We start from the raw sequence: 21,087 nt of genomic DNA on the forward strand, positions 1-21,087 counted from the left end.
AGGTCAGGGCGGTGGCGCCCTTCAGAAGCGGCAGGGCGACTGCTTCGCGGTTTCCTACAGCGAGCAACACCCCTTTCTGCAAGAACTTCGCCCATGATTATCTTCGCCGTTATGCCCCCATTGGGATATTGCCGGTACAGCTTCACCCCAATACTAATAGAGGTTCGGTCAGGCGCATCATCCCGCGCCCTCAGGCCATCAACATTCGGCATCCGATTTGGCCCCGGTAGCTCCACTGGTCTTTAGGCTTTGTACGAAAAGTGCCTGCGCGATGATCAGGCTACGTTGAAAACAGGCTCGGAATGCTCATTTACAACCCGTAAAGTCGAGCGCGACCCCGGCCGTTCCTCGTCTGTTTTCGCCTTGCCTGATCGCCGCTCGGCGACTTTGCGTACAAAGCCTAGGGATGCTCCGATCAACTCACCGCCTCCGCGCGGCAAGTTGATCGGAGCATCCCTAACGACGTGAAAGCTGTCAGTCGGCAAACCGCATCTCACAGGTCTCGCCTCTCAACAGTCCCTGATTGCGCTCGGTCACCTCGCGAATGTAATCCCAAAGCAACGTGATCCGCTTGAGCTTCCTCAAATCCTCCCGGCAATACATCCAGAAATGCCGGGTAATCTCGATCTGCTCCGGCAGCAAGGCCACCAGCCGCGGGTCCTGCGCAGCCAGGAAACAAGGCAGGATCGCCAGCCCCCGTCCTCGAAGGGCTGCGGTGTACTGGGCGATCACGCTGGTGCTGCGTAGCTGGGCGCTGGCCTCGGGGATCAGGTTGGCCAGGTACAGCAGTTCGGAGCTGAAGGCCAGGTCGTCGACATAGCTGATGAATCGATGGCGGGCCAGGTCGGCGCTTCGCTGGATCGGCTCGTGGGTGTCCAGGTATTCGTGGGTGGCATAGAGGCGCAGGCGGTAGTCGCACAATTTGCAGCAGACATAAGGACCGTGCTCGGGGCGTTCCAGGGCGATGACGAGGTCGGCTTCGCGCTTGGACAGGCTGATGAAGTGCGGCAGCGGCAGGATGTCCACCGAGATGGCCGGATAGGCATCGACGAAATGGCTCAGCTGAGGGGTGATGAAAAAGCTTCCAAACCCTTCGGTGCAGCCCATGCGCACATGCCCCGACAAGGCCACGCCTGAGCCGGACACCTGTTCGCAGGCCATGTGCAAGGTACTTTCCATCGACTCGGCGAAGCCCAGCAGCCGCTGGCCCTCGGCGGTGAGGACGAAGCCGCTGGCGCGCGACTTCTCGAACAGCAGCGTGCCCAGTGCGCGCTCCAGCGAAGCGATGCGCCGGGACACGGTGGTGTAGTCGACGCCCAGGCGCCTGGCGGCGCTGCTGGCCTTTCGAGTCCGTGCCACTTCAAGGAAGAACTTCAGGTCGTCCCAGTTCAGCGCGCCGAGAGAGGCAAGGTCTTTTTGCATGTTGATCCGGCTTTTTTGTGCGTTCTTGTTGGATGTTTGCACATCTATACTCGATGCAGGCCCATTCCCCAAGCGCCCTGCGCAGGTCCGGCGCTGACGATCTCGTTCCGACAACAATTCCAAGGAGAGCGCAGATGAACACACCCCATACCCCTGACCAGGCCAAGGTCGAGCAGGTCAGGCTGTTGATCGACGGCCAGTGGCTCGAGTCGAAGACCACCGAATGGCGCGATGTGGTCAACCCGGCCACCCAGCAGGTCCTGGCCCGCGTACCGTTCGCCACGGTCGGGGAAGTCGACGCCGCGGTCGCTGCTGCCCAACGCGCCTTCACGACCTGGCGCGACACCCCGATCGGCGCGCGCATGCGCATCATGCTCAAGCTGCAGGCGCTGATCCGCGAACACAGCAAGCGCATCGCCGCGACGCTCAGCGCCGAGCAGGGCAAGACCCTGGCCGATGCCGAAGGTGACATCTTCCGCGGGCTGGAGGTGGTCGAACATGCGGCCTCCATCGGGACCTTGCAGATGGGCGAATTCGCCGAGAATGTCGCGGGCGGCGTGGATACCTACACGCTGCGCCAGCCCATCGGCGTCTGCGCAGGCATCACACCGTTCAACTTTCCGGCCATGATTCCGCTGTGGATGTTCCCCATGGCGATCGTCTGCGGCAATACCTTCGTGCTCAAGCCTTCCGAACAGGATCCCCTGTCGACCGTGCAACTGGTCGAGCTGGCGCTGGAAGCCGGTGTGCCACCAGGGGTGCTCAACGTGGTGCATGGAGGCAAGCAGGTGGTCGACGCGCTCTGTACCCACCGCGACATCAAGGCGATCTCCTTCGTCGGCTCGACCGAAGTCGGTACCCACGTCTACAACCTGGCCAGCCAGCATGGCAAGCGCGTGCAGTCGATGATGGGCGCCAAGAACCATGCCGTGGTGCTGCCTGACGCCAACCGGACGCAGACCATCAATGCGCTGGTCGGCGCGGCCTTCGGCGCCGCCGGGCAGCGCTGCATGGCGACCTCGGTGGCGGTGCTGGTCGGCCAGGCCCGGCAGTGGCTGCCGGACATCGTCGCGGCCGCTGGCAAGCTCAAGGTCAATGCCGGCAGCGAACCGGGCACCGATGTCGGCCCACTGGTCTCAAGGCGCGCCAAGGAACGGGTGCTGCGGCTGATCCAGAGCGGCTTGGACGAGGGCGCCCGGCTGGAGCTGGATGGCCGCGACGTGCAGGTGCCGGGCTTTGAACAGGGCAACTTCATCGGCCCGACGCTGCTTTCCGGAGTGACTACCGGCATGCAAGTCTATACCCAGGAAATCTTCGGGCCGGTGTTGGTGGTGATGGAGGTCGACACCCTCGACGAGGCCATCGCCCTGGTCAATGCCAACCCCTTCGGCAACGGCACCGGCGTGTTCACCCAGAGCGGCGCCGCCGCGCGCAAGTTCCAGAGCGAGATCGATGTCGGCCAGGTAGGCATCAACATCCCCATCCCCGTGCCAGTGCCATTCTTCAGCTTTACTGGCTCGCGCGGCTCCAAGCTCGGCGATCTGGGGCCCTACGGCAAGCAGGTCGTGCAGTTCTACACCCAGACCAAGACGGTCACCGCCCGCTGGTTCGACGACGACAGCACCGGTGATGGCGTTAACACCACCATCAGCCTGCGCTGAGGAGGCCCACCATGCATATTGCGTTCATTGGCCTGGGCAACATGGGCGCGCCCATGGCCCGCAACCTGATCAAGGCCGGCCATTCGCTGAATCTGTACGACCTCAACCAGCAGGTGCTGGCCGAGCTGGCGGAACTGGGCGGGCAAGTCAGCACGTCGCCCAGGGAGGCCGCTGCCAGCAGCGAACTGGTGATCACCATGCTGCCAGCGGCGCAACATGTGCGTAGCGTCTACCTGGGCGAAGACGGGGTTCTGGCCGGCATTCGTCCCGGCACCCCGGCGCTGGACTGCAGCACCATCGATCCGCAGACCGCCCGCGAGGTCTCGCAGGCTGCAGCCAAGGCAGGCGTGGACATGGGTGATGGCCCGGTTTCCGGCGGTACCGGCGGCGCGGCGGCCGGCACCCTGACTTTCATGGTCGGGGCCACGCCGCAGCTGTTCGCCACGCTCAAGCCGGTGCTGGAAAGGATGGGGCGCAATATCGTGCACTGCGGCGAAGTGGGCACCGGGCAGATCGCCAAGATCTGCAACAACCTGCTGCTGGGCATTTCGATGATCGGCGTTTCGGAGGCAATGGCACTGGGCAATGCGCTTGGCATCGACACCCAGGTGCTGGCCGGCATCATCAACAGCTCCACCGGCCGTTGCTGGAGTTCGGATACCTACAACCCGTGGCCGGGCGTGATCGAAGGCGCACCGGCCTCGCGTGGCTACACCGGTGGCTTCGGCGCCGAGCTGATGCTCAAGGACCTCGGGCTGGCCACCGAGGCCGCGCGCCAGGCACGCCAGCCGGTGGTCCTGGGCGCCGTGGCCCAGCAGCTGTACCAGGCCATGAGCCTGCGCGGCGACGGCGCCAAGGATTTCTCGGCAATCGTCGAAGGCTATCGCCGAAAACAACGAAACGGGGACAGCGACTGAGAGCGGTGGCCGGCGTGCCGCGATAGGGCGCGCAGCGGCCCCAGCATCCGGCAGGCTTGTACGACAGTTGCCTGTGCGCGGGGCGTGCCAGGAAAATGGAGCAGGTCCGCCTGGCAACCATTCGGCCCGCCGTGCGGGCCCGCGGCCGGCCACGCTGTGGTCAGGCAAAGACGAAGTACTTGCGCACGGTCTCGACCACTTCCCAGGTACCTTTCATGCCTGGCTCGATGACGAACACATCGCCGGCTTTCAGGTGCTTGGGCGCTTCCCCTTCGGGCGTAATGATGCAATAGCCGTCGAGGAAGTGGCAGTACTCCCATTTCTCATAATTGACTTCGAACTTGCCCGGGGTGCAGATCCAGGTGCCCATGATCTTGCTGCCGTCGGCCGACAGGTAGGCGTTGAGGTTGACGGTATGCGGGTCGCCGCCGATGCGTTTCCACTTGGTAGCGTCCAGCACCGGGGTGGGACAGGTTTCGCGCATGACGGTGATGAAGTCGGACATTGGCAAGGCTCCAGGGGGGTGGCTGAAAGACTCGTCACCTTAGGGCGCGCGCCCGCGCCCCGGATGCCTGGGCTCGACCTGCAGTTGTCTGTGCGCGCTATCCCCGACGCGTCAGGCCCACCAGTAGCGCACGAAGTGGAAGAAGATCGGCGCGGCGAAGCATACCGAGTCCATGCGGTCGAGCATGCCGCCATGGCCTTCGATCATGTGGCCCCAGTCCTTCACGCCGCGGTCGCGCTTGATGGCCGACATCACCAGCCCGCCGAAGAAGCCCATGCTCGTCACCGCCAGAGCCATTGCCGCCGCCTGCCAGAAGGTGAAGGGCGTGATCCAGTACAGCGAGGCACCGATCGCGATGGCCAGGGCGATACCGCCGACCAGCCCCTCCACGGTCTTCGAGGGCGACAGGCTCGGTGCTACCTTGCGCTTGCCGAACAGCTTGCCGCACACGTACTGCAGCACATCGGAAAGCTGCACCACGATGATCAGCCAAGCGATCAGCAGCAGGTTGCGATCCTGGTAGCCGGGAATTTCCAACGTCATCAGCGCCGGTACCGCCGACAGGCAGTAGACCGCGATCATCAGTCCCCACTGGACCTTCGAGGCACGTTCGAGAAAGCGCGTGGTATCGCCGCCGAGCGTGGCCAGGATCGGCAGCAGCAGGAACAGGTAGACCGGGATGAAGATGCTGAATAGCCCATACCAGTCCATGGCGATCAGCAGGTACTGCAGCGGCAGCGCGACGTAGAATGCCGCGGCTAGCGCCGGATAGTCGCTGCGGCGGGTCGGTGTGAGCGTCATGAACTCGCGCAAGGCGTAGAACGACACCAGGTAGAACAGCACGATCACCCCGTTCTTGCCGAACAGGAAGGCGATACCGATCACCAGCACCATCACCCACCAGGCATTGATACGGGCGTTGAGGTTGTCGATCACGGCATGTGGAGTGGGACCTGCGCGCCACTTGAGCAGCCGCCCGATCAGGCTGGCGAGCAGCAGCAGGGCACCGATTCCGGCGAACAGCGAAAGGGTATTTTCGTCCATCTCAGGCGTCCTTTTCAGCCAGGTTCAGCAAGGCCTGGCTGGCCCGCTCGAGAAAAGCCTGCTTGCTCTCGTCGGCATGCAGGCGCAGGGGTTCGCCAAAACTCAAGGTGCACAGCAGCGGCAGGGGCAGGGCGCGGCCCTTGGGCATGACCCGGTTGAGGTTGGCGATCCATACCGGCACCAGCTCTACCTCCGGCTGCGCCGTGGCCAGGTGGAACAAACCGCTCTTGAGCGGCAGCAGCGGCTCGTCGCCCAGGTTGCGCGTGCCCTCGGGAAAGAAGATCAGCGAGTCTCCCTGCGCCAGCGCATCCAGGGCCGGCTGCAGGGGGTTGTCGTGGGTCTGGCCAGGCTTGCGTTCGATCAGCACGCCGTTGAAGACCTCGCGGATCAGGAAGTCGCGGACTCCAGGCTTGTTCCAGTAGTCGGCGCCAGCCACCGGGCGGGTGCGTCGGCGCAACGCCGCTGGCAGCGAGGCCCAGAGCAGCACGAAGTCACCATGGCTGGTGTGGTTGGCGAAGTACAGGCGCCGGACCGGTTGTGGCGTGCAGCCGAGCCACAGGGCGCGGGCTCCGGTGATCAGGCGCGCGGCGGAGGTGATCAGAAAGGCAGTCAGTTCGGCGAACATGGCACGGGTGTCGTCCTGTCAGTGAAAGTGTCGATAGGGCTGCCAGGGGCTGGTCGCGGGCGCTTGCGTTGCTGGCCTGGGAGCGTGGTACGGGGTCAAGGTCTCAAAGGTCGGTTCGAGTCGGCCAGGGCCGCCACCACGCGGCCCCTCGCGCGTCAGCGCACCCGCTGCGCCAGGCTGACGCTGAAGATGCCCCACTGGTCGATACGCTGGGTGATCTTGCGAAAGCCTGCGGCCTCCACCAGCTGGTCCATCTCGGCCTGGCTGCGCCGGCGCATGACCCAGGCCTGGCCGTCGCGGTGGCTGGTCAGGACGCGGGCGATCATTTCCAGTTGCGGGTGCCAGGGCTGGCCGGTGTAGACCAGGTAGCCGCCATCCTCGACCGCCTCGGCCAATCCGGCCAGGGACTGGCCGACCAGCTGGTTGCTGGCGAACAGTTCGTAGAGCCCGGAGACCACTGCCAGGGTCGGTCGCGGATCGAGGCTGGCCAGGCTCTGCCGGTCGAAGGCATCGGCCTGGACGAAGCGGGCGATCTGGGCCAGGCCTTTTTCCGCGATCAGCGCCTCGCCTTGCCGCACGTTCGCCGCGCTGTAGTCGCGCAGCAGGATCGAATCAGGCAGGCACTCGAGCTGCTGCAACGCTTCGAGCACGTAGCGGCCGTGCCCGGCGGCAATGTCGACGATATGCACCGGCCGTTGTTGCGCGCGCAACTGCCCGATGGCCAGGCGCAGCAATTGCTCGACGTGCAGCTTGCGTTGGCGAATGCCACGCCAGCCGATCGAATCGAGGTAGGTCCGGTCGATCGCGCGGCCCAGGCGGCCCTTGCCGGTCGGCTGGTTGCGATAGACATAATCGAGCGTGCTGCCAGAATCGAAGCCGCTGTCGAAGCCCAGCTTGACGCCGGCCGACCAGCCCTTGGCCAGGCGCAGGCCGGCGCGCGTGGCGCTCCAGTACAGGCCCCGCAGCGAGCCGCGCGGCAACGGCGCCGCCAGGCTCTCGGCTTCGGCGCAACTGGCGCCGACCTTGTCGGCGTCGAGCAGGGCAGGGCGCGGCGCCGGCCTTTCGAAACAGTGCTCGACGAACCTTTCGATCCGCGCCAGGACATGGGTGCGATCGCGTTCCCCGAGCGTATCGTGGAACAAGCCAGGCAGCACATGGAGCTCCTTGCGCGCGCTGCCCAGGCGTTCGAAGAAGCGCCGCTGGGGCGCCTGCTCGACCACCAGGTCGGCGCCGGACACCAGCAGCTGGGTCGGCACCTGGATCGCCTGGGCGTCGGCCACGATCCGCTCGGCGGCTTCCTGCAGCCCCAGCAGCATGGTGACCGAGATCGGTCGGCTGATCAGCGGGTCGGCCAGATACGACATCACCCGCTGTGGGTCGTGGGTCAGCAGGCGCGGCCTGACATAGCTATTGACGAAGAAGTTGCCCCGCAGCGCCTTGAGCAGCTTGAGCCCGGCGCGGGCGAACGGCACGTAGAGCCGGACCTCGAAGGCTGGCGAGGCCAGCACCAGGCAGCGCACCCGGGGTGCGTAGTCGTGGGCCCAGGTGGCCACCAGCACGGCGCCGACGCTCTGCGCCAGGACCACCATGTCCTCCTGGACCATGCCGTGGCGTGCCTGCACGTGGTCGATGAAGGTCTGCACATCGCGCACGCTGGTGGCGAAACCCGGGCTGTCGCCACGTTCGCCGGGCGACTGGCCATGGCCGCGCGCATCCCAGGCGAAAAAGTCATAACCTGGCATGTCCAGTTCATCGACCAGGTGAGCCATGCGCCCCCCATGCTCATGGCCGCGGTGGAACATCAGCACCGCGCGGCGTGGCTGATGTTCATTGCCGATGGCCGGCCAATGACGGTAGTGCAGCTCGACGCCATCGTGGGTGGTGAAGTGCAGCGATTGTGCCTGACGCATGGGCAAGGTCCTTGTCTGACCGCAGGGATTCAGCTGGCCTGTGCCAGGCCCTGGCGGACCCGGTTGCCCAGCGTGAGGATCGAGAGCACGAGGATGAGCGCCAGCAGGCCGTTGATCCATGTCGCGGCCAGCAAGCCGAAGGCGACGCCCGCGCCCAGCACACCGAAGGCAAAGGCCCGGTCGCTCTTGCCCATCGGCCCGTCGTAACGCCGTGATGCGCCTGCCAGCGGGCCCATGACTCCGGCGTATTCGCTCAGCAGGGCACTGATCACCACCAGGACCACCAGCGTCGGCGAAACGCCTGGGAGCAAGGCGAAGGGCAGGTAGAGGGCGGCATCGGCGACCACGTCGCAGAGTTCGTTGAGATAAGCGCCAAGCCTGGACTGCTGGCCGAACTCACGGGCCAGCATGCCGTCGATCGCGTTCAAGGCCATGCGCAGTAGCATCCACAGCGGTACCAGCAGGAACAGCCAGGCGACATCGGCGCGCCAGGCCAGCAACAGCCCCAGCAGTACCGAGATGCCGCCGGCTGCGAGGGTCACCTGGTTGGCGCTGACGCCGCGTGAATGAAGACGCTTGACCGAAGGCCGCAACAGCGCCTGGAAGCGGGGTTTGAGCTGGTAGATCGACGGCACGGGAACGCTCCTTTTCCGGGTCATGGCTGCATGCCAGTCCAGGTGCCGATTGTGGGGAAAAGAGAGCTCGCTCGGCAAGCCGGACCTGTGCGACGGGCCGGTCAGCATCATGGCTGTCGCCTGGACGGCATGACCAATGCCACTATGGCGGCTTCTTCAACGTCCCCTGCCAGGGCAAAGGACAGCCATGTCGAATCTTTTCGCGTTCTACCAGGATCTGGGGTCCTGGTTGTCACTGCTGGTGATACTGACCTTCGTGCTTGCGGGCATGGTCAAGGGAGTCATAGGCCTGGGCCTGCCGACCATCGCCATGGGCCTGCTCGGCCTGGCCATGCCTCCGGCACAGGCGGCAGCGCTGCTGATCGTGCCTTCGACCTTGACCAATCTGTGGCAACTGGCTTCGGGCGGGCATCTGCTGGGGCTGTTGCGCAGGCTGGGGAGCCTGCTGGCGATGATCGTCGTTGGTACGTTGCTGGGCAGCCTCTGGCTGGGCATCGACAGTGGCCCCTGGGCGGCGCATGCGCTGGGCGGCGCGCTGCTGGTCTATGCCGTGTACGGCCTCAGCGGGCCGCAGCTGCGTATCGCGCCTCGGCACGAGCGCTGGCTCGGCCCGCTGTGCGGCCTGGTCACGGGCGTGGTGACGGCGGCCACCGGCGTGTTCGTGATGCCTGCGGTGCCCTACCTGCAGGCGCTGGGGCTGGCGCGCGACGAGATGGTCCAGGCGCTGGGCCTGTCGTTCACCGTGTCGACCATCGCTCTGGCGTTTGGCCTGGCTGGCCAGTCAGCCCTCGGCGGCCAGGCCCTGGGGGCCTCGCTGCTGATGTTCGTGCCCGCGCTGCTGGGCATGTTCTGCGGCCAGTGGCTGCGTCGACGGATCCATCCAACGCTGTTCCGGCGCTGCTTCTTCATTGGCCTGGCACTGCTGGGCACACACCTGTTGCTCAACGGCTAGCCGAGGAAGGGCTGAGCATTTCCACTTGCTGGATCTCCAGGTCCTGTTCCAGGTAGTCCATGCGCTGCTCGAAGAACGCGCGCATGTGCGGCAGGGCCAGGTGCACATCCAGGTCGGCCTTGCTTGCCCAGACTTCGTAGAAGATGAACAGGGTAGGGTCCTGCAGGTCGCGCAACATGTGGTATTCGATACAGCCAGGTTCCTGGCGGCTGGGCTCCACATGGGGGCGCAGCAATGCCTCGAAGGCGTCGGCCTGCTCCGGGCGTGTCTTGGCCTTGAGAAGAAATGCATGGTGGGTGGTCATCGGGCGCTCCCTTGGGCAGTTAAATGTTTCCGGAACAACAATACACTGTCGATTCATGCGGTGCAGGCAAAGCACATTTGACTGCCATCGTCTTTTTCCAGCGCAGCGCAGCCTCTAACCTGCCGGCCATCGAAAAATCTGGTCGCTGACCGAAACCGACTCGCAGAGGCATTGCATGAACAAGATCCTGCTACTCAATGGTGGCAAACGTTTCGCCCATTCCGCTGGCCAACTCAACCAGACCCTGCACGAAGCGGCCCTGGGGTACTTCGACCGAGCTGGCCATGAAGTACGCCAGACCTTCATCGACGGTGGCTACGATGTCGAGCAAGAGGTCGAGAACTACCTCTGGGCCGATGTGGTGATCTACCAGATGCCCGGCTGGTGGATGGGGGCACCATGGACCGTCAAGCAGTACCTGGACGAAGTGTTCACCTCCGGGCATGGCAGCCTCTACGCCAATGACGGACGTACCCGCGCGGACGCTTCGCAGAAATACGGCAGCGGCGGCCTGCTGCATGGCAAGCGCTACATGATCAGCGCCACCTGGAACGCGCCGCAGCAAGCGTTCGACGATCCGAGCGACTTCTTCGAGGGCAAGGGCGTGGATGCCGTGTATTTCCCTTTCCACAAGGCCAACCAGTTCCTCGGCATGAGCGGCTTGCCGACTTTCGTGGCCGTGGACGTGATGAAGCGGCCCGACGTGCCGGCGACACTGGCAGCCTACGAGGCGCATCTGGCCACGGTCTTCGGCCAGGCTCCCGGCCACGGCGAGTGAACCGATCCGGCAGGCAGATGTAACAGTGCTTTGCTTGTGAGAATTGAAATCATTATTATCGGTGACCCGCTCAATCGGAACTCACCATGAAAAGCAAAGCCGCCGGGCTTGCGCTCGACTATCGACTGGCCGTGACCTCGCGCAGCCTGGCTGCCTTGCTGGGGGGCTACCTGCTGGCGTCGCTGGCCAGCACCTGCATTGCGCTGCTCAGCCCGCTGGCCCAGGTCGACGCGGTGCTCACCGGCCTGCTGCTGTCCTTCCTGTTCTACCTGCTGGCATTCATCTGGTGCTTCGCCTGTCGTAGCGCGACGCGCGCCTGGCTGGGCGTGCTGGCGCCGAGCCTGGCGCTGGGGCTGGTCGATGGCTTGGCCTACTGGATGAAAAACCCATGAAAGAGGGCCTGCGCCAGGCCATGGCCTGGCTGCACACCTGGGTCGGGCTGATCTTCGGCTGGCTGCTGTTCGCCATCTTCCTGACCGGGACGCTGTCTTACTTCAAGGAAGAGATCGATCACTGGACCAAGCCGGAAATCCGCAGCCACGCGCTCGACCCGGCGGCCAGTCTTGCCATGGCCCAACGCTACCTGCAGGCCAATGCCGCGGATGCGGCCAGCTGGTTCATCCGTCTGCCCAGCGAACGCGAGGCCGCGCTGAGCGTCGGCTGGCGCGCCAGGGACGCAGTCGGGCGAGGCGGCTTCGTCAGCAAGGAGCTCGATGCCCAGAGCGGCGAGCAAGTCCTGGCGCGCGATAGCCGGGGCGGCGAATTCTTCTACCGCTTCCATTTCCAGCTCCAGATGCCGCACCCCTGGGGCCGCTGGCTGTCGACCTTCTGTGCCTTCATCATGCTGCTGGGCCTGGTGACGGGCGTCATCACCCACAAGAAGATCTTCAAGGAATTCTTCACCTTCCGCCCAGGCAAGGGCCAGCGCTCCTGGCTCGATGGGCACAACGCCATTGGCGTGCTGGTGCTGCCGTTCCACCTGATGATCAGCTACAGCAGCCTGGTGATCTTCATGTACATGGTGATGCCGGCGCCCATCCTCGCCAGCTATGGCAGTCCGAGCGGCTACTTCAAGGACCTGCTCGGCGTCGTCCAGGCGCCCCCGGCAGCCGGCGAGCCGGCGTCGTTGGTGGCGCTGCCGGCCCTGTACGCCAAGGTCGGGGAGCAGGCGCCTGGGGCGCGCATGGGCTTCATCCAGGTCCAAAATCCAGGCGACCGCAACGCTCGGGTGAGCTTCGCTCGCTCATCGGCCGATAGCGTTCCCTACAAGCGCAGCGAAAGCTGGACCTTCGATGGCGTCAGTGGCCAGCAGCTGTCGGGCGGTGCGCCGGAAAGCCTGGCGATGATGACTTCGTTCACTTTCGTCGGCCTGCACATGGGCCACTTCGCCGGGCCCTGGTTGCGCTGGCTGTACTTCGTCTTCGGCGTCGCCGGCACGGCGGTCATCGGCACCGGCCTGGTCATGTGGCTGGGCAAGCGCCAGCTCAAGCACGCCAAGAGCCAGGGCATGCCGGGCGAACTGCGGCTGGTCGAGGTGCTCAACATCGCCAGCATGAGCGGGCTGATGATCGCCGTGGCGGCGTTCTTCCAGGCCAACCGCTTGCTGCCGATTGCCCTCGAGGGGCGAGGCGACTGGGAGGTCAAGGTGTTCTTCCTGGCCTGGGCGGCAGCGCTGCTTCACGCCGCCCTGCGCCCGGGCCGGCGTGCCTGGGCCGAACAGTTGCTGCTGGGCGCGGCGCTGTTCGGCGCGCTGCCGGTGCTCAACGGTGTGACCACTGGCCAGGGCCTGGATCACTCCATCGCCGTGGGTGACTGGGCCATGGCGGGCTTCGACCTGACTGCCCTGGCTTGCGCCCTGTTCCTGGCCTGGGTTGGCAGCCAGATGCTCAAGGCGCCGCGGCCGCTGGCCAAGCGCGCACCGAGAGCATCCGAGCGTGCTGGCGCCGAACCGGAGATGGACTGATGCTAAGCGTTGCCCTGCTTGGTTTTTCCGGCTTCGCCGCGCTGTGCCTGGCCATGGAGAAGCATTTCAACGACCTGCTTGGCCGCAAGCCCCGCCAAGCGCAGACCCGCGTGCTGCGAGCGGGCGGCTGGGCCCTGCTACTGTTGTCGCTGGTCCTTGCCGTGCACTTGCGCGGTTGGGCCCATGGCCTGGTGGAATGGTTCGCGGTACTGATGGCCAGCGTGACCTTGTGGGTCTTCGGCCTGCCTTACCAGCCGCGCCTGCTGCTTGGCCTGGCCGCGACGAGCTGGCTGGCCGGTTCGCTCCTGGTGCTGCTGCAGGCCTGAGTTGGCGCTGCTCAGAACGCGCCGCGGTAGTCGCTTGGCGTCGCCCCCATGGCCAGGCGGAAGCGGTTGCTGAAGTGACTGGCACTGGCGAAGCCGCATAGCAGGGCGATCTGGCCCAGCGCCAAGTCCCCGCCACGCAGCAGCCGACAGGCCCGGTGCATGCGCCGCGTCAGCAGGTAGCGATGGGGCGGCACGCCGAAGCTTGTCCGGAACATGCGGGCGAAGTGGTATTCGGACAGGTTGCAGCGCGTGGCCAGTTCGCCGAGCGTGATCGGCTGTTCCAGGTGCGCTTCGATGTAGTCGGCCAGTTGTCGCCGTTGGTGCGGCGCCAGCCCGCCCTTGAGACGCAGGCCGCTGCGCGGGCCAGCCTGGCTGAGCAGCGCATGGTCGATGATGTCGTGCCCCAGACTGCTGGCCAGCAGGCGCTCGCCCGGCTCGCGCCAGTCCAGGGCGACCAGCTGGCGAAAGCGCGCCGCCTGCTGGCGGTCGTCGACGAAGGTCGCTTCTTGCAGCTGCATCTCCCGAGGTTCGCGGTCGAGCAGGCGGACGCAGCCGAGGGCGAACTGCTCTTCGCTGATGTACAGGTGCGCCAGGCGGATCGCGCCGTTGACGATCCAGTTGGACTCATGGCCGGCGGGCATGATGCACAGCTTGTCCGGCGCGCCCTTGTCGGCCGGCCGCTGGCGACGAAAGGTGCCGGTGCCATCGGCGATGTAGCATGACAGGGTATGGTGGCTGGGCGCCTGGTAGTCGCGGGCGTCGTCGCGATTGCTCCACAATGCCGCGGCCAGGCCGTCGCCCAGCTGCGCGCCGAGTTCCAGGCGGGCGTGCGGCGAAGCGTGCATGGCATTGAAGACCTGCAGCTGGTTGAGTGGCGTCATGGGTGATTCCTCCGCGTACATCCTACTGCGCCATCGTCCCGCTAGCAGCAGGCGAGCGTGCAAAAGCGCAAGTTTGCGCAAGCCGGCCGTTGCGGTTCGGGCGGACACTGGGCGCCTCGATCAAGGAGCGCCGCCGATGAACCTGTTCTTGTATCTGTTGACCGTATTGATCTGGGGTACCACGTGGATCGCCTTGAAACTCCAGCTGGGCGTGGTCGCCATCCCGGTATCGATCGTCTACCGCTTCGCCCTGGCCGGTCTGATACTGTTCGTCATCCTGCTGCTAAGCCGTCGCCTGCAACCGATGGGCAAGCGTGCCCACCTGGTTTGCCTGGCCCAGGGCTTGTGCCTGTTTTGCGTCAACTTCATGTGCTTTCTGACCGCCAGCCAATGGATCGCCAGCGGCCTGGTGGCCGTGGTGTTCTCTACCGCGACCTTGTGGAACGCGCTCAATGCCTGGTTGTTCTTCAGGCAGCGCATCGCTGCCAACGTGCTCGGCGGTGGCGCCTGCGGACTGCTTGGGCTCGCGCTGCTGTTCTGGCCCGAACTAGGCGCGCACGCGGCCAGTCGCCAGACCCTGCTGGGCCTGGGCCTGGCCTTGCTCGGCACCTTGTGCTTCTCGGCCGGCAACCTGCTTTCCAGCGTGCAGCAGAAAGCCGGGCTCAGGCCGATGACCAGCAACGCCTGGGGCATGCTCTACGGTGCCAGCATGCTGGCCGTGTATTGCCTGATCGACGGTGTTCCCTTCGGCATGGACTGGAGCAGCCGCTATGTCGGCTCGCTGCTGTACCTGGTGATTCCCGGCTCGGTGATCGGCTTTACTGCCTACCTGACCCTGGTCGGGCGCATGGGTCCCGAGCGCGCCGCCTATTGCACCGTGCTGTTTCCCCTGGTCGCGCTCAACGTCTCGGCGTTCGCCGAAGGCTACCAATGGACCACTCCGGCGCTGCTCGGCCTGTTGCTGGTGATGGCGGGCAACGTGCTGGTGTTCCGCAAGCCCCGGGCCGTGCCTGGACGCACGGCCGCGCTGACGCGTTGAATGGGGTGAAGTGCCAACTCCTCGAAACGGCCTGGAAGAACGTAGCCTCAACCTTTCCAGACCTGCGGATTGACCAGGTCCCGTGGGCGCTCGCCGAGCAGGGCCGAGCGCAGGTTCTCCATCGCCCGGTTGGCCATCGCTTCACGGGTTTCGGCGGTGGCCGAGCCGATGTGCGGCAAGGTCAGGGCGTTGGGCAGACTGAACAGGGGCGAGTCGGCCAGCGGCTCCTTCTCGTAGACGTCCAGCCCGGCGCCACGAATGGTACCGGCCTGCAGTGCCTCGACCAGCGCCGCTTCGTCCACCACCGGGCCCCGGGCGATATTGATGAGGAAGGCGCTGGGCTTCATCAGCTTCAGCTCGCGCGCGCCGATCAGCTTGCGCGTGGCATCGCTCAACGGCACCACCAGGCAGACGAAGTCGGATTCGGCCAGCAGCTGGTCGAGGCTGCGGTACTGGGCACCGAGCTCCTGCTCCAGCGCGGTCTTGCGACTGTTGCCGCTGTACAGGACCTGCATGCCGAAACCGAAGCGACCACGTCGGGCGATCGCCGCGCCGATGTTGCCCATGCCGACGATTCCCAAGGTCTTGCCATGCACGTCGCTGCCGAAATGCGCCGGGGCCACGCTGGCCTTCCAATGCCCGGCCTTGGTCCAGGCATCGAGCTCGGCGATGCGTCGGGCGCTGCCCATGATCAGGGCGAAGCCAAGGTCCGCGGTACTTTCGGTGAGCACGTCGGGGGTGTTGGTCAGAGCGATCCCGCGTTCGTTGAAGTAGGCCAGGTCATAGTTGTCGTAGCCGACCGATACGCTCGAGACCACCTCCAGCCGGGCCGCGCCTTCGAGCTGGGCGCGACCGAGCTTGCGCCCGACGCCGATCAGCCCGTGCGCCTCGGGAAGCGCCTCGTTGAACTGGGCGTTGAGATCGCCCACGGCCGGGTCGGGCAGGATCACGTTGAAATCGTGCTGCAGGCGCTCGGCCATGGCCGGGGTGATGCGGCTGAAGGCCAGGACGGTCTTTTTCATCGGCGACTTCTCTCATGGTGAATGGAACGATCGGTAGCACGCTACCATTGTCCTCCCACCCGACGCAGCAGGTTTTTCAGTTGACGATCATCAGCTCGTGGGTCTTGAGGTCCGCCTCGTGGGCCGCGAGGATTTCAGGTAGCGAGTTGCGCAGGTACTCCACCCAGGTCTTGATCTTGGCATCGAGGTACTGGCGCGACGGATAGATGGCATAGAGGTTGAGCTCCTGCAGCCGGTAGTCGGGCATGACCCGCAACAGGCTGCCATCGCGCAGGCCGTCGATCGCCGAATAGATCGGCAGCACCCCGACCCCCATGCCGCTGCGGATGGCGGTCTTCATGGCATCGGCCGAATTCACCTGGAAGGGTGACTGGGTGATGTTGACCACTTCCTGGCCATGCGGGCCGTCGAACTGCCATTTCTCCAGCGGGATCACCGGGCTGACCATGCGCAGGCAGGCATGCTGGAGCAGGTCGGCCGGCTTCTGCGCGATGCCGTGACGGGCCACGTAGTCGGGCGAGGCGCAGACGATGCTGTAGGTGATGCCCAGGCGCTGCGAGACGAAGCCGGAGTCCGGCAGCTCGCTGGCGAGCACGATGGACACGTCGTAGCCCTCGTCGAGCAGGTCCGGCACGCGGTTGGCCATGGTCAGGTCGAACGTCACGTCAGGGTGGGTCTCGCGGTAGCGGGCAATCGCATCGATGACGAAGTGCTGGCCCACGCCCGTCATCGAGTGCACCTTCAATACGCCGGCCGGGCGGGCATGGGCGTCGCTGGCCTCGGCTTCGGCTTCCTCGACATAGGTGAGGATCTGTTCGCAGCGCATCAGGTAGCGCTTGCCGGCTTCGGTGAGGGCGATGCGTCGGGTGGTGCGGTTGAGCAGGCGGGTTTGCAGATGGGCTTCCAGGTTGGAGACCGCGCGCGAGACGTTCGCGGTGGTGGTATCGAGCTGCGCGGCGGCGGCAGTGAAACTGCCCACCTGGGCGACGCAACTGAAAGCACGCATGTTTTGCAGGGTGTCCATGGGTCGCTCTCGAAGTAGACGACAAAGTGTTGCACAAAGTTACCGGGGAGGTCCTCAGACCAAAGCCTGATTATCACCGATTCGGTAACAAAGATTCGCAGGAAACCACGCTTATCGCCAGTGCCGGCGCCCCCTTAGAATTGCGCCGCCCCTCCATCTCTTTCCTCGGGAAACTGCAGCTGTGCCGCGTCGCATGATCAGAGCGCTCAATGCGCTCAGTGCCTGTGCCCTTAGTCTTACCTTGAGCGGCTGTATCGGAACCTCGGGCATCGCCCCGCAAAACATCCTGCTGCAAGCCAATAGCCTGGCTACCGACGAAGCGATTCGCCAAGCCGCCCGCGAAGCCAGCTGGCCGGACTCGCGATGGTGGCGAGCCTTCGGCGACGCGCAACTGGATCACTGGATCGACCTGGCCCTGGCCGGCAGCCCCAGCCTGGCCCTGGCGGCCGCGCGCGTGCGCGAAGCCAAGGCCATGGCCGGCGTGGTCGAGTCGAACGAGCGGCTGCAAGGCGATGGCCAGGCCGTGCTCAAGCGGCACAACTGGCCTGAGGACCAATTCTATGGGCCGGGCGCGCTGTCCGGCGCCAATACCTGGGACAACAACGCCACCCTTGGCCTGAGTTATGCCCTGGACCTCTGGGGGCGGGAACGCAATGCCAGCGAGCAGGCCGTGGACCAGGCGCACATGCGCGTGGCCGAAGCGCGCCAGGCCGAACTGGAATTGCAGAACAACCTGGTCAAGACCTACATCCAGTTGTCGCTGCAGTTTGCCCGCCAGGACATCGTCAAGGCCGAGCTGGCCCAGCAGGAGCAGATCGTCTCCCTGGCCAAGCGGCGACTGGCGGCCGGCATCGGCACCCACTTCGAAGTCAGCCAGGCCGAAGCACCGCTGCCCGAGACCCATCGCCAGCTCGATGCGTTGCAGGAAGAGATTGTCCTGGCCCGCAACCAGTTGGCGGCGCTGGCCGGCCAGGGGCCGGGGGCGGGCGCCGCGATCCAGCGCCCCAGCCTGACCCTGGCAGCGCCATTGGCACTGCCTTCGGCGATGCCGGCCGAGCTGCTGGGCCAGCGTCCCGACGTGGTCGCCAGCCGTTGGCAGGTGGCCGCCCAGGCGCGTGGCATCGACATCGCCCATGCCGGTTTCTTCCCCAACGTGGACCTGGTCGGCGGTCTGGGCTTCATGGCCACCGGCGGCGGCCCGCTGGAATTCATCACGGGCCGCAAGTTCAACTACAACGTCGGCCCGGCCATCAGCTTGCCGATATTCGACGGCGGTCGCCTGCGCGCGCAGCTGGGCGTCGCCGCGGCCGGCTACGACATGGCGGTGGCGCGCTATGACCAGACCGTGGTGCAGGCGCTCAAGGACGTGTCCGACCAGTTGATCCGTCGCGAGTCGATGCAGGTGCAGGCGCACCTGGCCGCCGAGTCGGTCGCCGCCGCGCGCAAGACCTACGACATCGCCACGGTCGCCTTCCAGCGCGGCCTGACCGACTACCTCGAGGTGCTGCAGGCGCAGACCTTGCTGTTCCGCCAGCAGCAGATCGAGCAGCAGGTCCAGGCCGCGCGCCTGCTGGTGCATGCGGACCTGGTCACCGCCCTGGGCGGCGGCTTGCAGGCTGGGCGCGACGTGCCGGCCGAGGAGCGTCAGGCAGCGCCGAAGACACCCGCCACCCTGGCGCTCTTCGACCAGCCGGATCGTTCCCGATGAGCGCCGCGAGCCTGCCGCTGCGCTGGCTGGGCAGCCTGGAATGGCGGCGTGGCTTCTTCGCCTGGGCGCGTACCGATGGGGTGACCTGGGTCTACATCTTCAAGGTCCTGGCCGCCGCGTTCCTGACCTTGTGGCTGGCCATGCGCCTGGAACTGCCGCAGCCGCGCACGGCGATGATCACGGTGTTCATCGTCATGCAACCGCAGAGCGGGCAGGTGCTGGCCAAGAGCTTCTACCGCATCCTCGGTACCCTGGCCGGCTCGGCCATGATGGTGGCGCTGATCGCCGTGTTCCCGCAGAACACCGAGCTGTTCCTGCCGAGCCTGGCATTGTGGGTCGGGCTCTGTTCGGCCGGGGCGATGCGCTACCGCACCTTCCGCGCCTACGGCTTCGTGCTGGCCGGCTACACCGCGGCGATGATCGGCCTGCCGGTGCTGGAGCATCCCCAGGCAGCCTTCATGGCCGCCGTGTGGCGGGTGCTGGAGATCTGCCTGGGCATCCTGGTGTCGACCATGGTCAGCGCGGCGATCCTGCCGCAATCGGCCAGCGCCGCCATGCGCAATGCGCTCTACCAGCGTTTCGGCACCTTCGCCGGCTTCGTCGTCGAGGCGCTGCGCGGCAACAGCCAGCGCGACCGCTTCGAAAGCAGCAACGTACGTTTCATCGCCGAGGCGGTGGGCCTGGAAAGCCTGCGCAACGTCACCGCCTTCGAAGACCCGCACATGCGCCGGCGCAGTGGCCGGCTGGTGCGCATGAACAGCGAATTCATGGCCATCACCACCCGCTTCAACGCCTTGCACCAGTTGCTCGAGCGCTTGCGCTTGCGTGGGCCGCTGCAGATCGTCGGCGCCATCGAGCCGGGCCTGGATACGCTGGCGCAGTTGCTCGAGCCCTACGTCGGTCGGGCCTTGACCGATGCCGATGCGCTGCGCCTGACCCTGGAGCTGGCAGCCTACAAGGACGGCCTGCAGGCCCAGGTACGCGGTCTGCGCGCCGCCTACCTGGAAACCGCCCCGAGCGAAGCCGACCTGCTGGACTTCCACACCGCCTTCGAGCTGCTGTACCGCTTCATCGATGATCTTTATAGCTACGCCCAGACCCACGCCTCGCTGGCAGCCCACAACCATGAACGCGAGCGTGGGGCCGAGCCCTATGTCGCGCAGACCAGCTGGCTGGTGTCGCTGGCCGCCGGCGTGCGCTCGGCGGCCGTGCTGTTGCTGCTGGGCAGCTACTGGATCCTCAGCGACTGGCCGAGCGGGGCGATGATGACCCTGATCGCCACGGTCACGGCCGGGCTGTCGGCGACCTCGCCCAACCCCAAGCGGCTGTCGTTCCAGATGGCCTGCGGGACCTTGCTCGGGGCGTTCGTCGGCTTCTTCGAGACGTTCTTCGTGTTCCCCTGGATCGACGGCTTCGCGCTGTTGTGCCTGGTGCTTTCGCCGGTCTTCATGCTCGGCGCGTTCCTCGCCTCGCGGCCGGCCTATGCCGGCTATGGCGTCGGCCTGCTGGTGTTCTTCGCCATCGGCTCGGTGCCCAACAACCCGACCGTGTACGACCCTTACGTGTTCATCAACGATTACCTGGGCATGGTCGTCGGCATGCTGGTCTGCGCCGCGGCAGGCGCGATCGTCCTGCCGCCCAACAGTCGTTGGCTATGGAGCCGGCTGGAGCGCGAGCTGCGCGAACAGGTGCTCTTCGCGATCAGCGGACGGTTGCGTGGCCTCGGTTCGGCTTTCGAAAGCCGCACCCGCGACTTGCTGCACCAGGCTTACGGCCTGGCTGCCGGCAAGCCGCTGGTGCAGGGGCAACTGTTGCGCTGGATGTTCTCGGTCAGCGAAATCGGCCATGCCATCATCGAGCTGCGCAAGGAGCAGGCTGGCCTGCCAGTGCATCCGGCCTATGCCGAATGGCAACCATGGCGCCAGGCCATCCGGGTGATGGGGCGGGCGCTGGCGCGACTGTTCCTGCAGCCCGGTGCCAGCAACCATGAGCGCGCGCTGCTGGCGGTAGACCAGGCCATCGCCAGCGTGCGGGCCGCCGACGAGCCCTTCGCCAGGCACTTCGATACCTCGGCGTTGCGTCGGGTGCAGAGCTACCTGCATTTCATCCGTACCTCGCTGCTCGACCCTCGTTCGCCGCTGGCCCCGGCCCAAGGAATGCCCCATGCCTCGTGAGATCGCCTTCCATGGCGTGTACCTGCCCACCATGACCTTGCTGTTCCTGCTGGCCGCGGGGCTGGCCTGGGGGCTGGACCGTTTCATCGCCAGCCACGATGGCTACCGCTTCTTCTGGCATCCGGCGCTGCTGCGCCTGAGCCTGTTCGTCTGCCTGTTCGGCGCCCTGGCGCTGTGCGTCTACTGGTGAGAGACCC

Annotated in this window: 21 protein-coding genes and 1 pseudogene; 11 read left to right on the forward strand and 11 right to left on the reverse strand. The window is 65.7% G+C overall.

The features are described 5' to 3' along the window. Positions 1 to 77: 77 nt before the first annotated feature. A pseudogene (locus ACY8GK_RS19405) lies at positions 78 to 250 on the reverse strand (polymorphic toxin type 44 domain-containing protein); the annotation flags it as partial. A 224-nt stretch (positions 251 to 474) separates the two neighbouring features. Next, entirely contained in the window at positions 475 to 1,422 is a 948-nt protein-coding gene (locus tag ACY8GK_RS19410) for a LysR family transcriptional regulator (protein WP_196181229.1), read from the reverse strand. A 134-nt stretch (positions 1,423 to 1,556) separates the two neighbouring features. Between ACY8GK_RS19410 and ACY8GK_RS19415 the strand changes: the two genes are divergently transcribed. Both ACY8GK_RS19415 and mmsB read left to right on the forward strand, forming a co-directional pair. Further along, positions 1,557 to 3,083, forward strand: a complete 1,527-nt coding sequence (locus ACY8GK_RS19415) for a CoA-acylating methylmalonate-semialdehyde dehydrogenase (protein WP_462401843.1) — start codon at positions 1,557 to 1,559, stop codon at positions 3,081 to 3,083. An 11-nt stretch (positions 3,084 to 3,094) separates the two neighbouring features. Further along, complete coding sequence (mmsB, locus tag ACY8GK_RS19420) at positions 3,095 to 4,000, forward strand: 3-hydroxyisobutyrate dehydrogenase (protein ID WP_196181233.1); 906 nt, start codon at positions 3,095 to 3,097, stop codon at positions 3,998 to 4,000. A 160-nt stretch (positions 4,001 to 4,160) separates the two neighbouring features. Here the strand turns inward: mmsB and ACY8GK_RS19425 are convergent, their stop codons facing one another. From ACY8GK_RS19425 to ACY8GK_RS19445, 5 genes are all read right to left on the reverse strand, one after another. Further along, positions 4,161 to 4,505 (reverse strand): cupin domain-containing protein, encoded by a 345-nt coding sequence (locus tag ACY8GK_RS19425; protein ID WP_196181235.1) that lies wholly within the window; start codon positions 4,503 to 4,505, stop codon positions 4,161 to 4,163. 111 nt (positions 4,506 to 4,616) lie between these two features. After that, the gene (locus ACY8GK_RS19430; RefSeq protein WP_196181237.1) at positions 4,617 to 5,549 is read right to left on the reverse strand and encodes a phosphatidate cytidylyltransferase; all 933 of its coding nucleotides are present in this window, start codon (positions 5,547 to 5,549) and stop codon (positions 4,617 to 4,619) included. A 1-nt stretch (position 5,550) separates the two neighbouring features. Next, entirely contained in the window at positions 5,551 to 6,174 is a 624-nt protein-coding gene (locus tag ACY8GK_RS19435; protein ID WP_196181239.1) for a lysophospholipid acyltransferase family protein, read from the reverse strand. Between the two features lie 155 nt (positions 6,175 to 6,329). Then, positions 6,330 to 8,084 carry a bifunctional alpha/beta hydrolase/class I SAM-dependent methyltransferase gene (locus ACY8GK_RS19440; RefSeq protein WP_196181241.1) on the reverse strand — a complete coding sequence of 585 codons (1,755 nt, stop codon included), beginning with the start codon at positions 8,082 to 8,084 and terminating at the stop codon, positions 6,330 to 6,332. A 29-nt stretch (positions 8,085 to 8,113) separates the two neighbouring features. Beyond that, positions 8,114 to 8,719, reverse strand: a complete 606-nt coding sequence (locus ACY8GK_RS19445; RefSeq protein WP_196181243.1) for a CDP-alcohol phosphatidyltransferase family protein — start codon at positions 8,717 to 8,719, stop codon at positions 8,114 to 8,116. Between the two features lie 187 nt (positions 8,720 to 8,906). Here ACY8GK_RS19445 and ACY8GK_RS19450 point away from each other — a divergent pair, with 187 nt between their 5' ends. After that, positions 8,907 to 9,671, forward strand: a complete 765-nt coding sequence (locus ACY8GK_RS19450) for a sulfite exporter TauE/SafE family protein (RefSeq protein WP_462401844.1) — start codon at positions 8,907 to 8,909, stop codon at positions 9,669 to 9,671. Here ACY8GK_RS19450 and ACY8GK_RS19455 read toward each other — a convergent pair. After that, a complete protein-coding gene (locus ACY8GK_RS19455; protein ID WP_196181247.1) occupies positions 9,661 to 9,975 on the reverse strand; it encodes a putative quinol monooxygenase in 315 nt (104 codons plus the stop codon). The genes ACY8GK_RS19450 and ACY8GK_RS19455 overlap by 11 nt on opposite strands. A 175-nt stretch (positions 9,976 to 10,150) precedes the next feature. Here ACY8GK_RS19455 and mdaB point away from each other — a divergent pair, with 175 nt between their 5' ends. The 4 genes from mdaB to ACY8GK_RS19475 all read left to right on the forward strand — a co-directional run bounded on the left by mdaB (position 10,151) and on the right by ACY8GK_RS19475 (position 13,042). Then, positions 10,151 to 10,753 (forward strand): NADPH:quinone oxidoreductase MdaB, encoded by a 603-nt coding sequence (mdaB, locus tag ACY8GK_RS19460; protein WP_462401845.1) that lies wholly within the window; start codon positions 10,151 to 10,153, stop codon positions 10,751 to 10,753. An 86-nt stretch (positions 10,754 to 10,839) separates the two neighbouring features. Continuing rightward, positions 10,840 to 11,145 carry a DUF3649 domain-containing protein gene (locus ACY8GK_RS19465; RefSeq protein WP_196181249.1) on the forward strand — a complete coding sequence of 102 codons (306 nt, stop codon included), beginning with the start codon at positions 10,840 to 10,842 and terminating at the stop codon, positions 11,143 to 11,145. Next, positions 11,142 to 12,716: a PepSY-associated TM helix domain-containing protein gene (locus ACY8GK_RS19470; RefSeq protein WP_462401846.1), complete on the forward strand. Its 1,575-nt coding sequence runs from the start codon at positions 11,142 to 11,144 to the stop codon at positions 12,714 to 12,716. The genes ACY8GK_RS19465 and ACY8GK_RS19470 overlap by 4 nt, the downstream gene beginning before the upstream one ends. Next, a complete protein-coding gene (locus tag ACY8GK_RS19475; protein WP_196181251.1) occupies positions 12,716 to 13,042 on the forward strand; it encodes a DUF3325 domain-containing protein in 327 nt (108 codons plus the stop codon). Before ACY8GK_RS19470 ends, ACY8GK_RS19475 begins: the two co-directional genes overlap by 1 nt. 11 nt (positions 13,043 to 13,053) lie before the next feature. Here the strand turns inward: ACY8GK_RS19475 and ACY8GK_RS19480 are convergent, their stop codons facing one another. Further along, a complete protein-coding gene (locus tag ACY8GK_RS19480; protein WP_462401847.1) occupies positions 13,054 to 13,923 on the reverse strand; it encodes a helix-turn-helix domain-containing protein in 870 nt (289 codons plus the stop codon). Between the two features lie 136 nt (positions 13,924 to 14,059). Between ACY8GK_RS19480 and ACY8GK_RS19485 the strand changes: the two genes are divergently transcribed. Continuing rightward, positions 14,060 to 14,962, forward strand: coding sequence for a DMT family transporter (locus ACY8GK_RS19485; RefSeq protein WP_462401848.1), 903 nt, complete (start codon positions 14,060 to 14,062; stop codon positions 14,960 to 14,962). Between the two features lie 47 nt (positions 14,963 to 15,009). Here the strand turns inward: ACY8GK_RS19485 and ACY8GK_RS19490 are convergent, their stop codons facing one another. Together ACY8GK_RS19490 and ACY8GK_RS19495 are read right to left on the reverse strand one after the other, a co-directional pair. Next, positions 15,010 to 15,984 carry a 2-hydroxyacid dehydrogenase gene (locus ACY8GK_RS19490; protein WP_196181254.1) on the reverse strand — a complete coding sequence of 325 codons (975 nt, stop codon included), beginning with the start codon at positions 15,982 to 15,984 and terminating at the stop codon, positions 15,010 to 15,012. Positions 15,985 to 16,060: 76 nt separating this feature from the next. Next, positions 16,061 to 17,008 carry a LysR family transcriptional regulator gene (locus ACY8GK_RS19495; RefSeq protein ID WP_196181255.1) on the reverse strand — a complete coding sequence of 316 codons (948 nt, stop codon included), beginning with the start codon at positions 17,006 to 17,008 and terminating at the stop codon, positions 16,061 to 16,063. Between the two features lie 181 nt (positions 17,009 to 17,189). Here ACY8GK_RS19495 and ACY8GK_RS19500 point away from each other — a divergent pair, with 181 nt between their 5' ends. Genes ACY8GK_RS19500 through ACY8GK_RS19510 form a run of 3 tightly spaced genes read left to right on the forward strand, consistent with a single transcriptional unit; the run spans position 17,190 to position 21,080 of the window. Continuing rightward, on the forward strand, positions 17,190 to 18,716 hold the full coding sequence (locus tag ACY8GK_RS19500; protein ID WP_462401849.1) for an efflux transporter outer membrane subunit: 1,527 nt from the start codon (positions 17,190 to 17,192) through the stop codon (positions 18,714 to 18,716). Further along, positions 18,713 to 20,890, forward strand: coding sequence for an FUSC family protein (locus ACY8GK_RS19505; RefSeq protein ID WP_196181258.1), 2,178 nt, complete (start codon positions 18,713 to 18,715; stop codon positions 20,888 to 20,890). Before ACY8GK_RS19500 ends, ACY8GK_RS19505 begins: the two co-directional genes overlap by 4 nt. Continuing rightward, positions 20,880 to 21,080 carry a DUF1656 domain-containing protein gene (locus tag ACY8GK_RS19510; protein ID WP_196181260.1) on the forward strand — a complete coding sequence of 67 codons (201 nt, stop codon included), beginning with the start codon at positions 20,880 to 20,882 and terminating at the stop codon, positions 21,078 to 21,080. Before ACY8GK_RS19505 ends, ACY8GK_RS19510 begins: the two co-directional genes overlap by 11 nt. The last annotated feature ends 7 nt before the right edge of the window (positions 21,081 to 21,087 follow it).

It is taken from the genome of Pseudomonas sp. Marseille-QA0332 (genome assembly GCF_054950175.1).

Coding starts and splice junctions, on each gene's coding strand:
- ACY8GK_RS19410 (WP_196181229.1), bottom strand. CDS start 1,422: ATGCAAAAAGACCTTGCCTCTCTCGGCGCGCTGAACTGGGACGACCTG.
- ACY8GK_RS19415 (WP_462401843.1), top strand. CDS start 1,557: ATGAACACACCCCATACCCCTGACCAGGCCAAGGTCGAGCAGGTCAGG.
- mmsB (WP_196181233.1), top strand. CDS start 3,095: ATGCATATTGCGTTCATTGGCCTGGGCAACATGGGCGCGCCCATGGCC.
- ACY8GK_RS19425 (WP_196181235.1), bottom strand. CDS start 4,505: ATGTCCGACTTCATCACCGTCATGCGCGAAACCTGTCCCACCCCGGTG.
- ACY8GK_RS19430 (WP_196181237.1), bottom strand. CDS start 5,549: ATGGACGAAAATACCCTTTCGCTGTTCGCCGGAATCGGTGCCCTGCTG.
- ACY8GK_RS19435 (WP_196181239.1), bottom strand. CDS start 6,174: ATGTTCGCCGAACTGACTGCCTTTCTGATCACCTCCGCCGCGCGCCTG.
- ACY8GK_RS19440 (WP_196181241.1), bottom strand. CDS start 8,084: ATGCGTCAGGCACAATCGCTGCACTTCACCACCCACGATGGCGTCGAG.
- ACY8GK_RS19450 (WP_462401844.1), top strand. CDS start 8,907: ATGTCGAATCTTTTCGCGTTCTACCAGGATCTGGGGTCCTGGTTGTCA.
- ACY8GK_RS19455 (WP_196181247.1), bottom strand. CDS start 9,975: ATGACCACCCACCATGCATTTCTTCTCAAGGCCAAGACACGCCCGGAG.
- mdaB (WP_462401845.1), top strand. CDS start 10,151: ATGAACAAGATCCTGCTACTCAATGGTGGCAAACGTTTCGCCCATTCC.
- ACY8GK_RS19465 (WP_196181249.1), top strand. CDS start 10,840: ATGAAAAGCAAAGCCGCCGGGCTTGCGCTCGACTATCGACTGGCCGTG.
- ACY8GK_RS19470 (WP_462401846.1), top strand. CDS start 11,142: ATGAAAGAGGGCCTGCGCCAGGCCATGGCCTGGCTGCACACCTGGGTC.
- ACY8GK_RS19475 (WP_196181251.1), top strand. CDS start 12,716: ATGCTAAGCGTTGCCCTGCTTGGTTTTTCCGGCTTCGCCGCGCTGTGC.
- ACY8GK_RS19480 (WP_462401847.1), bottom strand. CDS start 13,923: ATGACGCCACTCAACCAGCTGCAGGTCTTCAATGCCATGCACGCTTCG.
- ACY8GK_RS19485 (WP_462401848.1), top strand. CDS start 14,060: ATGAACCTGTTCTTGTATCTGTTGACCGTATTGATCTGGGGTACCACG.
- ACY8GK_RS19490 (WP_196181254.1), bottom strand. CDS start 15,984: ATGAAAAAGACCGTCCTGGCCTTCAGCCGCATCACCCCGGCCATGGCC.
- ACY8GK_RS19495 (WP_196181255.1), bottom strand. CDS start 17,008: ATGGACACCCTGCAAAACATGCGTGCTTTCAGTTGCGTCGCCCAGGTG.
- ACY8GK_RS19505 (WP_196181258.1), top strand. CDS start 18,713: ATGAGCGCCGCGAGCCTGCCGCTGCGCTGGCTGGGCAGCCTGGAATGG.
- ACY8GK_RS19510 (WP_196181260.1), top strand. CDS start 20,880: ATGCCTCGTGAGATCGCCTTCCATGGCGTGTACCTGCCCACCATGACC.